Raw genomic sequence first — 13,993 nt, 5'->3', positions numbered from 1 at the left:
CCCGGAGCGGGGGCGGTCTCCATCTCACGTCACCAGGGCGTCACAGCACCAGGACGGCCTTGCCGAGGTTGCTCCGGTCCTCGATCAGCGCGTGCGCACGGGCCGCCTCGGTCGGCGGGATCTCCTCGTACACGGACACGCGCAGGGCGCCGGCGTCCCGCATCTCCCACACCTCGCGCAGCCGACGGGCGTAGCGCGCGGGCTTGCCGAAGGCGAGCATCCGCATCTGGAAGCCGATCACCGACGCGCCGCGCACCGGCAGCTCGTACGCCTCCACCGTGTCGCCGGAGCCGGAGCCGGAGCCGGAGCCGGAGCCGGAGCCGGAGCCGGAGCCGGAGCCGGAGCCGGAGCCGGAGCCGTGGCCGGCCCGCCCGGCCCCCCCACGGCGCCCGCCGGGCGATCACCCGTCGCGCGGCGGCCCCGACCGGTGCCGCGGCCTCCGCGCGTTTCCGGCCTTTCCCGGCGTCCCCGGCGCCTTGGCACCGTCGCCGGGTGACCGTACGCGTCGCGCACACGGCCGATCTGACCGGCGGGGAACTGCGGGAGCTCCGCGCTTCCTCGACGCCGCATTCGACGGGGACTTCGCCGACGAGGGCTTCGAGCACGCCCTGGGCGGGCTGCACGTGCCGGTCCGCGAGGACGGCGGGCTGCTCGCCCACGGGAGCGTCGTGCAACGCCGGGTGGCCCAGCGGGGCCGGCGGCCGCACCCCGGCCCGATCGGCGTCCTGGGACCCGCCGGGGACCCGAGCGGCTCGCCGAGGACGAGGGCTCCACCCGTGTGGACGCCACCCGGCGGGATCCGGCTCGACCCCGCCGGGCGGCTCGACTTCGACTGGCGGAACGGGGACGTGCTGTAGCCGGTGCGGTGGACCTTTCCGGTCACGCCACTACGAGCCCGAGATGCTCGGCGCGCCCGTTTCGATGTGGCCCGTGTAGCGGCGCGACCAGGTGCCGTCGCAGTCCGCCAGGATCGTGAAGTCGTACCAGCCGTTGTTGTACGCGACGGCGTTGAAGTAGTCCTCGCGGGAGGAGTTCGCCGGGACGGTGTACGTCCACGGGCCGTCCGTGCGGTAGGCGTTCGAGCGGATCGTGAAGGTGACCGGCGCGGCCGAGGCGTTGGCCATCTTGAAGTAGAGCGCAGTCTTCCCCGTGCCCGGCTCCACGGCGTAGCGGGCCGCGACCTCGACCGACTTCCCCGCCTTCGACGCGTCGCCGATGAAACGCCGCAGGAAGCGGTTGGGGCCGTACATGGAGATGTCGTACTTGCCGGAGCCGCTGCCCAGCCCGATGTTGAAGTAGTCCGTCGCGGTCGAGCCGGCGTCGACCGTGTACTGCCAGGCCGCCGTGTCCCGGTACTGGTGCGGGTGGATCGAGAAGTGCGCGGCCCGCTCGGCCTGCGCGCCCTGGTTGGTCATCGAGAACCAGGCCAGGATCTTGCCCGCCGCCCCGAACTCGAAGCGGTCGAGGTTTCCGTTCACCTGGTACGGGAGGGCGCGCGCCGGACGGGTCCCGGCCTCCTGCGCCGGGAGGGCGTTGTCCTGCGGCGCCGGGTTGGGCAGCGGGCCACAGGTAGATTGCCCGATGACCTTGGCGGTCGGGGGCAGCCCGGCGGGGACGCCGTAGACGGGGTGCGCGAAGTCGAAGACGCCGGTCAGGTCACCCGTCACCTTGCGGCGCCACGCGCTGATGTTGGGACAGGTCGCCGGGGTGCCCAGGGCCGAGGTCCACGTCTCCATGAAGCGCAGGACGGAGGTGTGGTCGAAGACCTCGGAGCTGACCCAGCCGCCCCGGGTCCACGGGGACATCACGATCATCGGCACACGGAAGCCGAGGCCGATCGGGGTGTCGTCGATGTACTCCCCGGGGGTGCCGGGCGGTGCGACCGGCGGCGCGACGTGGTCGAAGAAGCCGTCGTTCTCGTCGTAGTTGAGGAAGAGGACCGTGGAGTCGAAGACCTCCGGGTTCGCGGCGAGCGCCCGGTAGACCAGGTCGACGAAGTGCGCGCCGTCACCGGGAGGCGCGTAGGGGTGTTCCGAGAACGCCTCGCTCGCCACGACCCAGGACACCTGGGGGAGGGTGCCGGCGATCACATCGGCGCGGATGGCGGCGGCGATGTCGTCCGGGGTGGAGCCGGTGACCTTGGGGACCGAGCCCATGCCCCGGTCCCACAGCGGGTTGCCGGGGGTGGCGTCCGTGAACTTCTTGAAGTAGGCCAGGCCGTTGTCGCCGTAGTTGTCCTGGGCGTTCTGGTACACCTTCCAGCTCATCCCGGCCCGCTGGAGGGCCTCGGCGTACGTCTCCCAGGTCAGGCCGGACTCGTCGCCGCCGTCCTTGCTGCCCGCGTCGACCTTGCCGCTCCACAGGAAGGTGCGGTTGGGACCGGTCGCGCTGAGGGTGGAACAGAAGTAGGCGTCGCAGATGGTGTAGTTGTCGGCGAGCCCGTAGTGGAACGGGATGTCGCCCCGGTCGAGGTAGCCGAGGGTGCGGGTGTTGCCGACGCCGGTGACCCAGTTGTCCATCCGGCCCTTGTTCCAGGCGGCGTGCTGCGAGGACCAACTGTGGGGGAGGTCGCCGTCGCACTGGGCGAGGGTCTCGCCGTCCACGCCGCCGGCGGCCGGGGTGGCGCTCAGCTTCCAGGGGTACTGGCGCCCGCCCCAGTTGTACTGGTTGAAGGTGCCCCAGCCGCCCGGGATGTTGCCCGCCGCGCGGTCGCCGAAGCCGCGGACACCCTTCAGCCGGCCGAAGTAGTGGTCGAAGCTGCGGTTCTCCTGCATGAGGACGACCACGTGCTTCACATCGGTGATCGTGCCGGTCGCGGCGGCCGCGGCGGCCGTCGTCGGTGTGACCGCGGGCAGGGCGGCCCCCGCCACCAGCCCGGCGCCGATACCCACGAAACCTCTGCGGCTGATCGGTGTCACTGGCTACTCGCCTCCAACTCCAGTGCCCCTTCGGCACATTGACCGAAAGAGTGGCGGGCGCCGGGTCAAAGGTCTACATGCGTGCGGTAAGAAGTCGGTGAACTTCCGGGTGGCCGGAATCAGCCGACGAGACGAACGAGCATCTTGCCGAGATTGTCCCCGCGGAGCATGCCCAGGAAGGCGTCCACCGTGTGCTCGAATCCCTGCACAACGGTGGTATCCGTACCGATCCTCCCACCGCGCAGGTGCGGGACCAGGAACTCCTCCAGCTCGTCCTGCAGATTGGTGTGATGGCGAACCAATACCCCTTCCAGCCGCAGGGACTTGTGCACGACCTCGAAGAGATTGCGGGGCGCGGCGGGGGAGCGGTCGCCGTTGTACATCGAGATCGCGCCGACCCAGGCGATCCGCCCGAACTCGCGCAGCACGTCGATCGCGCCCTCCAAGTGGTCCCCGCCGACGTTGTCCACGTACACGTCGATACCGCCCGGCGCGGCCTGTGCCAGCTGCTCGCCGACCGGGCCGTCGTGGTAGTCGAAGGCGGCGTCGAAGCCCAGCTCGCCGGTCAGGTGGGCGACCTTGGCTGCCGAGCCCGCGCTGCCGATGATCCGGCGGGCGCCGAGCAGTCGGGCGATGTGCCCCGTCGCCGTGCCCACCCCGCCCGCGGCGGCGGAGACGAAGAGGTCCTCGCCCCCGCGCAGGGCCGCCGTCCGGGTGAGGGCGGCGTACGCGGTCAGGCCGGTGCCGCCGAGGATCGAGAGGTACGCCTCCAGGGGGACGCCCTCGTGGTTCCGCAGCGTGCGGGTGCCGTCCGCGCCCGAGGTGACCAGCGCGTGGGTGCGCCAACCCTGCCGGTGGAAGACGAGGTCGCCCTCGGCCAGGCCGGGGTCACGGGAGGCGACCACCCGGCCGACCGCGCGCCCCTCCAGCGGGGTGTGCAGTTCGAAGCCGCCCTCGCCGCCGTCCATCAGCCCGCGGTGGTACGGGTCCACGGAGAGCAGGAGGTTGTGGACCAGGGCGGTCCCGGGAGCGGGCGAGGGGACCGGGGTGCGCACGTGGGCGAAGTCGGCGGCGGTGGGGAAGCCGGTGGGGCGGGTGATCTGGTGGACGGCGTAGCCGGTCTGCGTGGTCATGGCAGTGACCGTAGGAAGGAATCCCGGGCCCGGTCAGGGGGTTGGGCTCATGGAAGCCGCACATCCATGAATCGCGCTCATAGAACGAGGTGAGAGCACGCGTGGCCGAGCTCGCTCCGCAGGAACTGCGCATCCTGGTCGCCGTCGCCGAGACCGGCGGCTTCTCCGCCGCGGGCGCCGTGCTCGGCATCGGCCAGTCGGCCGTCTCGCACGCGGTGCGCGGCAGCGAGGCCAAGATCGGCGCGGTGCTCTTCGACCGCGGGCGCGCGGGGGCGACGCCCACCCCGGCGGGCGGGCGGGCCGTCGCCCTGGCCCGCCGCATCCTGCGCCTCTACGAAGTCATGGGCGCCGAAGCCCGGTCCGCGGGCCGGTCCCCGGCCGAGGCGGTGGAGGGCGTGCTGCGCGTCGCGGCGTTCCGCAGCGCGGCCCTGCACCTGCTGCCGCCCGCACTGGAGCGGCTCACCGCCCGCCACCCGGGGCTGCTCCCCGAGGTCCGGGTGGTGCGCGAACTCGGCGCCGGGACCGCCGGCGAGGTCCTGGCCGGCCGGGCCGACCTGGGCATCGCCACCCTCGGCGGCTCGGCCGGGCTGCCGGCCGGCCTGCTGAGCGGGGTCATCACCGAGGAGGCGTATGCCTTGGTGCACCCGGTGGGACACCCGGAGCCCAGGGCGCTGCCCCTGCTGGACTGGGACGAGAACTGCGGCTCTTACACCCGGGCCTGGTGGGACGCCCAGGACTGGATCCCGCGGGCCACCGTCAAGGCGGAGGACGACGGCATGGTGCTGACCATGGTCGGCCGGGGGCTGGGGATGGCGATCCTGCCCGAGCTGTCCCTGCGGGAGGCGGGGGCAACCGTCGAGATCGCCGATCTGGGGCTCGGGAGGCCGGTGAGGCAGGTGGGATACGTCACCACACCGGAATCGGCGTCCACTCTCGCCGTACGGGCTCTGATCAGGGAACTTCGCTCGGAGGTCGGCTGAAAAGGGAACCGGCCCGGGGTCGCGGGGGCGCTCCGTTGGAGTCATTCCCGTCTCAGATACTAGGAAGTCCGAGTAATTGCGGAGACAGACAGCGGGACCTGCCCTAGCTTTGTAGGAGCCGAACGTCTCGCCGATCCGGCGAATGGCGGTCGAGAGCGCGCGCCCTTTGGCAGGCAACCCCTGCGGCGCTCCGCTCCCCGCCTCTTCCGGCGCCTTGAAGGAACCCCTCATCCGTGGCCCCGCCACGCCGTGATCTCAAGGAGTCGATCACCATGACCACCACCACCGCGACCCGCCGCGTCCGCCACTCCTCTACCGCCGACGCCGACCGCAAGAACGCGGCCGCCGCCCTCCAGCGGGCGCTGGACCGCCGCGACAACGGCGGCTCGACGGGCCACTGAGCCACCCGGACGCCCTGCCGTCCCAGCCCCGCCCGGGCCGCGACCCGGACGCGGACCGGCACGTTCCCCGTTCACGCACGTCCACATGGTGGACGGAAGATGTCTGAGGGTTGGGACAGGGAGTACGGTTCCGACATGTCGACCAGCATCAATCTCGCAGTGATCCCCGGTGATGGCATCGGCCAGGAAGTCGTGGCTCAGGGCCTCAAGGTCCTTACCGCGGTCCTGCCCCAGGATGTGAAGCTGGAGACCAAGGAATACGACCTCGGCGCCCAGCGCTGGCACCGCACCGGCGAGACCCTCCCGGACGCGGAGCTCGAATCCCTCAAGCACCACGACGCGATCCTGCTGGGCGCCATCGGCGACCCCTCCGTCCCCTCGGGCGTCCTGGAGCGTGGTCTGCTGCTGAAGCTCCGCTTCGCCTTCGACCACTTCATCAACCTGCGCCCCTCGAAGCTCTTCCCCAACACGGCCACGCCGCTGGCCGGCCGTCCGGAGATCGACTTCGTGGTGGTCCGCGAGGGCACCGAGGGTCCGTACACCGGCAACGGCGGCAGCCTGCGCACGGGGACCCCGGCCGAGGTGGCCACCGAGGTCAGCGTCAACACCGCGTACGGTGTGGAGCGCGTCGTCCGTGACGCGTACGAGCGGGCCAACGCCCGCCCCCGCAAGAAGCTGACGCTGGTCCACAAGAACAACGTCCTCGTGTACGCCGGCCACATGTGGAAGAACATCTTCGACGCGGTCGGCCGGGAGTACCCCGAGGTCACCACCGACTACCTGCACGTCGACGCCGCGACGATCTTCTTCGTCACGCAGCCCGAGCGCTTCGACGTCATCGTCACGGACAACCTCTTCGGTGACATCCTCACCGACCTCGCCGCGGCCGTGACCGGCGGAATCGGCTTGGCCGCCTCCGGGAACATCAACCCGACCGGCGCCTTCCCGTCCATGTTCGAGCCCGTCCACGGCTCGGCCCCGGACATCGCCGGCACCGGCAAGGCCGACCCGACCGCGACGATCCTCTCGGTCGCCCTCCTGCTGCGCCACCTGGGCTACGAGGCCCAGGCGGTCCGCATCGAGGAAGCGGTCTCCGTCGACCTCGCCGAGCGGGACGGGACCTTCCGCTCCACCGACGCGATCGGCGAAGCCCTCGCCGCGCGCGTAGCCGGCTGACCCGGCAGAGCTCCACACCCAGGAAGCCGCCGGGTCGCGAACACCGCACCCGGCGGCTTCTCCTGCGCGGCCCCGGGTGCCACCATCTCCCCTGGGCCGCATCACCCCGTTTCTTCGAGACCACCTCGCGCGCGATAATCGAACGCGAGGCCGCGGAATACGGGGAAGCTGGACGTCCTGGTAGGCGTGAGCGCGGTCCGCCATACACAACCGGTGAAGGACAAGCACTCATGACGACGCCCACCATCGAGCTGAAGCCCTCCTCGAACCCCCTGTCCGACGCGGAGCGCGAGGCGATCCTGGCCAGCCCCGGGTTCGGCCGCCACTTCACCGATCACATGGTGACGATCAAGTGGACCGAGGGTCGCGGCTGGCACGACGCCGAGCTGGTCCCGTACGCGCCGTTGTCGATCGACCCGGCGAACATGACCCTGCACTACGCGCAGACCATCTTCGAGGGACTCAAGGCGTACCGGCAGCCCGATGGCACCGTCGCCACGTTCCGCCCCGAGGCCAACGCCGAGCGCTTCCAGACCTCCGCGCGCCGCATGGCGATGCCCGAACTCCCCGCCGACCTGTTCATCGCCGCCTGCGACGCGCTGATCGCACAGGACCGCGCCTGGGTGCCGGACTCCGGCGAGGCGTCGCTGTACCTGCGTCCGTTCATGTTCGCGTCGGAGGTCGGTCTCGGTGTCCGTCCGGCCAACGAGTTCCTGTTCATGGTCATCGCCTCGCCGGCCGGCGCGTACTTCCCCGGTGGCGTCAAGCCCGTCTCCGTGTGGCTCTCGGAGGAGTACGTCCGCGCCGTCAAGGGCGGTACGGGCGCGGCCAAGACCGGCGGCAACTACGCGGCCTCCCTCGTGGCCCAGGCCCAGGCGGCCTCGCACGGCTGCGACCAGGTCGTGTGGCTCGACGCCGTCGAGCACCGCTGGATCGAGGAGATGGGCGGCATGAACCTGTACTTCGTGTACGGCGACCGCATCGTCACCCCCGAGCTCACCGGTTCGCTCCTCCCGGGCATCACCCGTGACTCCCTCCTCACCATCGCCCGTGACCTCGGCTACACCGCCGAGGAGGGTCGCATCAGCACCGAGGACTGGAAGCGCGACAACGAGAACGGCACCCTGACCGAGGTGTTCGCCTGCGGCACCGCCGCCGTGATCACCCCGGTCGGCTCGGTCAAGTCGCAGCGCGCCGATTGGACGCAGGGCACCGGCGAGCCGGGCGAGGTCACCATGAGGCTCCGCAAGGCGCTGCTGGACCTCCAGACCGGCCACACCGCCGACACCCACGGCTGGATGCACCCGCTCGGCTAGACCTTTACCAGGTTCGACTCCCGGGTACGCACGAAAGGCCCGCCCCCATCGGGGGCGGGCCTTTCGTGCGTGCGGCGCCGGGGGCGCTACGCCGCGACGGGTTCCTCGGCCGGGTTGTCGGTGGCCGGGAGGGGGGCGCCGCGGCCGGTCAGGGTGGTCAGGGCGGTGTAGGCGAGGCCGCCCGCCAGGCCGGACAGGATGAAGGAGCAGTCCACCCCGCCGGTCAGGGCCAGCAGCGGACCCTCGTAGAAGGGGGTGGTGACGGCCAGCAGGCCGACGCCCGCGCCGATCGCCCAGGCGGCGGTGGCCTGGACGTTCCATCCCGCCCGGTACCAGTAGATCCCGCCCACCGAGCGGCGGTTGAAGACCTGGAGCGCGTCGGCGTCGTACTGCCCGCGGCAGCGGACGTAGCCGATCAGGGTGATGACGGCCCACGGGGTGCCGATCGCGGTCAGCAGCAGGACGAACGAGGTCATCGCGGACTGGACGTCCCACTCGAACGAGCCGAAGAAGACGAACGCGGTGGCGACGGCGGCGGCGATCACGGTGGCCTTGGTCCGGGTGGCCTTGGGGACGATCGCGTCCAGGTCCAGGCCCATGGAGTAGAGCATCAGCCCGGCGTTGCCCACCGAACCGGCGGCGGCGGCCGCGAGCAGCGGGACCAGGTACCAGAAGGGCGCGGCCTCGACGAGCGGCCCGGCGTAGTCGGCGCCGGCCTTGGCGGCGAGCGCGGTGTACGTACCGAAGAGCTGCGGGACCAGGAGGCCGATCGCGAGCCCCAGACAGGTGCCCCAGAAGACCTTGCGGGAGCTGTGTCGGATCGGGGAGATGTAGCGGGTGTAGTCGCCGAGCAGGGTGATGAAGGCGACGGGACCGCTCAGACCGGCCGCGACGGCGGCCAGCAGCCAGGTCGGCCAGAACGAGCCGAGCAGGTACGAGGTCCCGGCCGGCGCCGCGGTGGTGAAGTCGGGCGCGTAGGCGTAGAGGCCGATGGCCAGCAGGATCACCATGCCGATGGAGAGCACCTTGCTCATGCGCAGCAGCAGCCGGTAGCCGAAGACGGCTCCGACGACGGTGAAGGCGGCCAGTACGCCGTACATGACCGCGTGGGTGAGGCCGGTGTCGGGGAGCCCCACCAGCCGCGCCAGGGTGCCGACCATCACGTCACCGCCGATCCACAGGGTCAGGGCGGTGTAACCGAGGGCGAGCAGCAGGCCCACGACGGAGCCGACGAGCCGACCGCGGACGCCGAACTGGGCGCCGCTGGAGGTGGAGAGGTTGGTGGCCGTCCGCAGGGAGACCAGCGCCAGCGGCGCGGTGAAGGCGATGCCGACGAGGGTGCCGGTCACGATGGCCGTGAGCGAGGGCCACAGACCCAGTCCGAAGGACGGGGGCAGCCAGCCGAACACGATCACGCCGAGGCAGAGATTGGAGCCGAGCAGTATCGATATCAGGTCACGGGGACCGCTCGTCCGCTCCTCCTCGGGGATCGTGTCGACTCCGCGCTGTTCGATGGGCATGGGGCAGCTCCCTTGGAGGGGCGGGGGATGAGTGCGCAGTGGTGCCTGCGCTGTGTTTGAGCGACATTCAATCTGACCTAAGTGCTGGTCCCAGGTCAATGCTTCATTGCCGGGAAGCGAAGAGTTAGAGTGATGCTCTAACCCATCGACTCAAAAGGTGGTGGATCGGCGTGCGGCTGACCCCTACGGAGCGCGACCGCCTGCTGCTGCGCGGCGCGGCGGAACTGGCCAGGGCCCGGCGGGCCCGGGGCCTGAGGCTCAACGTCCCGGAGGCCACCGCGCTCATCGCGGACACGGTCTGCGAGGCGGCCCGCGACGGCAAGCGGCTCGCCGAGGCCATCGAGGAGGCCTGCAGCGTGCTGGGTCCGGACGACGTACTGCCCGGCGTGTCCGACGTGGTCACCGAGGTGCACGTCGAGGCCGTCTTCGACGACGGATCACGCCTCGCCGTGGTCTCGGCGCCGATCCGCGGCGCCGTGGGCCTGGGCGACGACGCGCCCGGCGCGGTCGTGCCCGGCCCGGGCGCGCCCCAGCCGGAGCCCGTGGTCCACCTGCGGGTGCGCAACACGGCCTCCGTGCCGGTGAGTGTCACCTCCCACTTCCACTTCTTCGAGGCCAACCCGCGTCTGGACTTCGACCGCGCCGCCGCGTACGGCATGCGGCTGTGCGTGCTCGCGGGCTCCTCCGTACGGTTCGACCCGCACGGCGAGGCCGAGGTCGGACTGGTCCCGATCGGCGGCGAGCGGGTGGCCATCGGCTTCGCCGGGTTGGTCGACGGACCGCTGGACGCCCCCGGAGCCAAGGAGGAGGCCCTGCGCCGCGCCGCCGCGTGCGGCTACCTGGGCACCGGCGGACCCCAGGGCGGGACCGCGGACGCCCCCACGCACGAGGCCACTGACGGAGACCAGGCGTGAGCAAGCAGACCAAGCACAGCGACCACTGCGCGCCGGGCGCGAGCCGGCACATCGACCCGCACGAGTACGCCTCCGTCTTCGGCCCCCGCGCCGGCGACCGGGTCCGACTCGGCGACTCGGGCCTGACCGTCCGCGTCGAGCACGACGCGCAGAAGCCGGGCGACGAGTTCCTGGCCGGCTTCGGCAAGACCGCCCGCGACGGCCTGCACCTGAAGGCCGCCGCCGTCCGCGAGACCTGTGACGTCGTGATCAGCAACGTGCTGGTCATCGACGCCGTCCTCGGCATCCGCAAGGTCTCCATCGGCATCCGCGAGGGCCGCATCCACGCGATCGGCCGGGCCGGCAACCCCGACACCCTCGACGGCGTGGACGTCGTCGTCGGCACCGGCACCTCGATCGTCTCCGGTGAGGGACTCATCGCCACCGCCGGCGCCGTGGACACCCACGTCCACCTGCTCTCCCCGCGGATCATGGAGGCGTCGCTCGCCGCCGGTGTCACCACCGTCATCGGCCAGGAGTTCGGCCCCGTCTGGGGCGTGGGCGTCAACTCCCCCTGGGCGCTGAAGCACGCCTTCAACGCCTTCGACGCCTGGCCCGTGAACATCGGCTTCCTCGCCCGCGGCTCCTCCTCGGACGCCGCGCCCCTGGTGGAGGCCCTGGCCGAGGGCGGCGCGAGCGGGTTCAAGGTCCACGAGGACATGGGCGCGCACACCCGCGCCCTGGACACCGCCCTGCGGGTGGCCGAGGAGCACGACGTACAGGTCGCCCTGCACAGCGACGGCCTCAACGAATGCCTCTCCGTCGAGGACACCCTGCGCGTCCTGGACGGCCGCACCATCCACGCCTTCCACATCGAGGGCTGCGGCGGCGGCCACGTCCCCAACGTGCTCAAGATGGCCGGCGTGCCGAACGTCATCGGCTCCTCCACCAACCCGACCCTGCCCTTCGGCCGGGACGCGGTCGCCGAGCACTACGGCATGATCGTCTCCGTCCACGACCTCAAGCCGGACCTGCCGGGCGACGCGGCGATGGCCCGCGACCGCATCCGCGCCGGGACGATGGGCGCCGAAGACGTCCTGCACGACCTGGGCGCCATCGGCATCACCTCCTCCGACGCGCAGGGCATGGGCCGCGCCGGCGAGACCATCCGGCGCACCTTCGCCATGGCCGCCAAGATGAAGGGCGAGCTGGGCCCGCTGGCCGGCGACGGCCACGGCGACGACAACGCCCGCGTCCTGCGCTACATGGCCAAGCTGACCATCAACCCCGCCATCGCCCACGGCCTGGCCCACGAGATCGGCTCCATCGAGGTCGGCAAGCTCGCCGACATCGTGCTGTGGCGCCCGCAGTTCTTCGGCGCCAAGCCCCAGCTCGTCCTGAAGTCCGGCTTCCCGGCGTACGGGGTCACCGGCGACCCCAACGCCGCCACCGACACCTGCGAACCGCTCGTACTCGGACCGCAGTTCGGCGCCTACGGGGCCACCGCCGCCGACATCTCCGTCGCGTTCGTCTCCGCCGCGGCCGCCACGCTCGGCTCCGACCAGATGCCCACCCGCAGGCGCCGCGTCGCCGTACGCGGCACCCGCGGCATCGGTCCCGCCGACCTCCTCCTCAACTCCCGGGTGGGCGCGGTCGATGTGGACGCGCGCAGCGGTCTCGTCACCCTCGACGGTGACCCGCTGCGCTCCGAAGCGGCCGATTCGGTCTCCCTCAACCGCCTGTACTTCCTGTAACAGACAGCCCGTAAGGACCCCTCCATGACCAAGCCCGCCGCCGACGGATTCCGGATGCCTGCCGAGTGGACGCCGCACGAGCGCACCTGGATGGCCTGGCCCAGCCCCAACCCCACCTTCACCAACGAGCAGGAACTCGCCGAGGCCCGCGAGGCGTGGGGCGCCGTCGCCCGCGCCGTGCGCGCCTACGAGCCCGTGACGCTCGTCGTCGCGCCCGGCGACGTGGAGAGCGCCCGCGCGATCGTGGGCGGGGACGTCGATCTGGTGGAGCGGGAGCTCGACGACGCCTGGATGCGCGACATCGGGCCCACCTTCGTCACCAACGACGCGGGCGAGTTGGCCGCCGTCGACTGGACCTTCAACGGGTGGGGCGCCCAGGAGTGGGCCCGCTGGGACCACGACGAGAAGATCGCCCGACACGTCTCGGATCTGGTCGGCACCCGGACGTACAGCACCCCGCTGGTCAACGAGGGCGGCGCCATCCACGTCGACGGCGAGGGCACCGTGCTCCTCACCGACACCGTGCAGCTCGGCGAGGGCCGCAACCCCGACTGGACCCGCCGGCAGGTCGAGGAGGAGATCCACGCCCACCTCGGCACCACCAAGGCGATCTGGCTGCCGTACGGGCTGGCCGGCGACTACGGCACCTACGGCACCCAGGGCCACGTGGACATCGTCGCGGCCTTCGCACGCCCCGGCGTGGTCATGGTCCACAACCAGCCCGACCCGGCCCACCCGGACCACGAGCGCTGCAAGGCCATCGCGGCCCTCCTGCGCGCCTCCACCGACGCCCGCGGCCGGCTCCTGGAGGTCGTCGAGATCCCGGCGCCGACGGTGCTGGAGGAGGACGGCGAGTGGGTCGACTACTCGTACATCAACCACTACCTGTGCAACGACGGCGTCGTCCTGTGCTCCTTCGACGACCCGCGCGACGAGGAGGCGGCGGAAATCTTCCGCGGTCTGTTCCCCGAGCGGACCGTGACCCTCGTTGACGCACGTACGATTTTCGCCGGGGGTGGCGGTATCCACTGCATCACCCAGCAGCAGCCGAAGGTCTGATCCCCAGGACGGACCCGATGTGAGGAGAGGCCCATGGTGGCGGGTGGAGTGCGGCCGGCGCGGAAGAACGCCCCACCGCGCGAGGACGTACTCGTCGCCGCCATGGCCACGATCGCCGAACGCGGCCTGGACGGTCTGACCATGGCCGGCCTGGGCCGCCAGGTCGGCATGAGCAGCGGCCATCTCCTCTACTACTTCGGCAGCAAGGACGAACTGCTGCTGCGGACACTGGAATGGAGCGAGGCCGCGCTCGGCACCGAGCGGCGGGCCCTGCTCGCCCGCAGCGGCACGGCGCGCGAACGGCTGGCCGCCTACGTGGACCTCTACGTCCCCGACGGCGCCCGGGACCCGCACTGGACCCTGTGGCTGGAGGTCTGGAACCGTTCGCAGAACGCCGGGCCGCGCGAACGCGAGCGGCAGGCCGCCATCGAGGGCGCCTGGCACCGCGACCTGGTGGCACTGCTCGCCGAGGGCATCTCGCGCGGGGAGTTCCGGCCGGTGGACGCCGACCGCTTCGCGGCCCGGATGCGGGCCCTGCTCGACGGGTTCAGCATCCAGGTCGCCGTCGGCCTGCCCGGGATAGGGCGCGCCGACATCCTCGACCACGTGCGGGAATTCGTGGACGAGACGCTGGCGGCGCCGCGGGCGTGATCCCGCGGACCGGGCCCGCCGGCACCGTGAACCGCTCGCATCGTGAGACGTCGGTCCGCGCGCGTGGACCCCTGTGGCACACTGCGGACGTGCCTGCTCAGCTCATGATTATCGACAGCAGCGCGCCGGTCCGCAGTGGCCGCTGAGCCGTGGAACAACCACGGGAACGCGGCCGCCGTGCCCCAGACCCGC

13 protein-coding genes are annotated in these 13,993 nt (G+C 71.6%); 9 read left to right on the top strand and 4 right to left on the bottom strand.

Annotated features, from left to right (window positions below; genetic code table 11):
- Positions 1 to 40: 40 nt before the first annotated feature.
- Positions 41 to 277, bottom strand: coding sequence for a zinc-binding dehydrogenase (locus ABZ934_RS06125; protein WP_361309050.1), 237 nt, complete (start codon positions 275 to 277; stop codon positions 41 to 43).
- 199 nt (positions 278 to 476) lie between these two features.
- On the opposite strand from ABZ934_RS06125, the gene ABZ934_RS06120 reads away from it, so the two are divergent.
- Positions 477 to 857, top strand: a complete 381-nt coding sequence (locus tag ABZ934_RS06120; protein ID WP_361309048.1) for a hypothetical protein — start codon at positions 477 to 479, stop codon at positions 855 to 857.
- Between the two features lie 30 nt (positions 858 to 887).
- On the opposite strand, the gene ABZ934_RS06115 is transcribed toward ABZ934_RS06120, so the two are convergent.
- Together ABZ934_RS06115 and ABZ934_RS06110 are read right to left on the bottom strand one after the other, a co-directional pair.
- Positions 888 to 2,918, bottom strand: a complete 2,031-nt coding sequence (locus ABZ934_RS06115; RefSeq protein ID WP_361309045.1) for a phosphocholine-specific phospholipase C — start codon at positions 2,916 to 2,918, stop codon at positions 888 to 890.
- Between the two features lie 119 nt (positions 2,919 to 3,037).
- A complete protein-coding gene (locus ABZ934_RS06110; protein WP_361309043.1) occupies positions 3,038 to 4,051 on the bottom strand; it encodes an NADP-dependent oxidoreductase in 1,014 nt (337 codons plus the stop codon).
- Between the two features lie 101 nt (positions 4,052 to 4,152).
- Here ABZ934_RS06110 and ABZ934_RS06105 point away from each other — a divergent pair, with 101 nt between their 5' ends.
- The 4 genes from ABZ934_RS06105 to ABZ934_RS06090 all read left to right on the top strand — a co-directional run bounded on the left by ABZ934_RS06105 (position 4,153) and on the right by ABZ934_RS06090 (position 7,924).
- Positions 4,153 to 5,031, top strand: a complete 879-nt coding sequence (locus ABZ934_RS06105) for a LysR family transcriptional regulator (RefSeq protein ID WP_361309040.1) — start codon at positions 4,153 to 4,155, stop codon at positions 5,029 to 5,031.
- 272 nt (positions 5,032 to 5,303) lie between these two features.
- On the top strand, positions 5,304 to 5,432 hold the full coding sequence (locus ABZ934_RS06100; protein WP_361309037.1) for a hypothetical protein: 129 nt from the start codon (positions 5,304 to 5,306) through the stop codon (positions 5,430 to 5,432).
- Positions 5,433 to 5,567: 135 nt separating this feature from the next.
- A complete protein-coding gene (locus ABZ934_RS06095) occupies positions 5,568 to 6,608 on the top strand; it encodes a 3-isopropylmalate dehydrogenase (protein WP_361309035.1) in 1,041 nt (346 codons plus the stop codon).
- Between the two features lie 230 nt (positions 6,609 to 6,838).
- Positions 6,839 to 7,924: a branched-chain amino acid aminotransferase gene (locus ABZ934_RS06090; protein WP_361309033.1), complete on the top strand. Its 1,086-nt coding sequence runs from the start codon at positions 6,839 to 6,841 to the stop codon at positions 7,922 to 7,924.
- 86 nt (positions 7,925 to 8,010) lie between these two features.
- Here the strand turns inward: ABZ934_RS06090 and ABZ934_RS06085 are convergent, their stop codons facing one another.
- Positions 8,011 to 9,444 (bottom strand): cytosine permease, encoded by a 1,434-nt coding sequence (locus ABZ934_RS06085; protein ID WP_361309030.1) that lies wholly within the window; start codon positions 9,442 to 9,444, stop codon positions 8,011 to 8,013.
- 170 nt (positions 9,445 to 9,614) lie between these two features.
- Between ABZ934_RS06085 and ureA the strand changes: the two genes are divergently transcribed.
- From ureA to ABZ934_RS06065, 4 genes are read left to right on the top strand one after another with little or no spacing between them, the layout of a single operon-like run.
- Positions 9,615 to 10,358, top strand: coding sequence for an urease subunit gamma (gene ureA / locus ABZ934_RS06080; protein ID WP_361309028.1), 744 nt, complete (start codon positions 9,615 to 9,617; stop codon positions 10,356 to 10,358).
- Positions 10,355 to 12,091 carry an urease subunit alpha gene (locus ABZ934_RS06075; protein WP_361309026.1) on the top strand — a complete coding sequence of 579 codons (1,737 nt, stop codon included), beginning with the start codon at positions 10,355 to 10,357 and terminating at the stop codon, positions 12,089 to 12,091. The genes ureA and ABZ934_RS06075 overlap by 4 nt, the downstream gene beginning before the upstream one ends.
- Before the next feature lie 24 nt (positions 12,092 to 12,115).
- Complete coding sequence (locus ABZ934_RS06070; RefSeq protein WP_361309024.1) at positions 12,116 to 13,150, top strand: agmatine deiminase family protein; 1,035 nt, start codon at positions 12,116 to 12,118, stop codon at positions 13,148 to 13,150.
- Between the two features lie 33 nt (positions 13,151 to 13,183).
- A complete protein-coding gene (locus ABZ934_RS06065) occupies positions 13,184 to 13,801 on the top strand; it encodes a TetR/AcrR family transcriptional regulator (protein WP_361309022.1) in 618 nt (205 codons plus the stop codon).
- Positions 13,802 to 13,993: the final 192 nt, after the last annotated feature.

Origin of the sequence: Streptomyces sp. NPDC046557 (assembly GCF_040645975.1) — a bacterium.
In the GTDB taxonomy this organism is placed as follows: domain Bacteria; phylum Actinomycetota; class Actinomycetes; order Streptomycetales; family Streptomycetaceae; genus Streptomyces.
The sequence above is the reverse complement of the archived record's forward strand: the minus strand, read 5'-3'. Positions and strand labels throughout refer to the sequence as shown.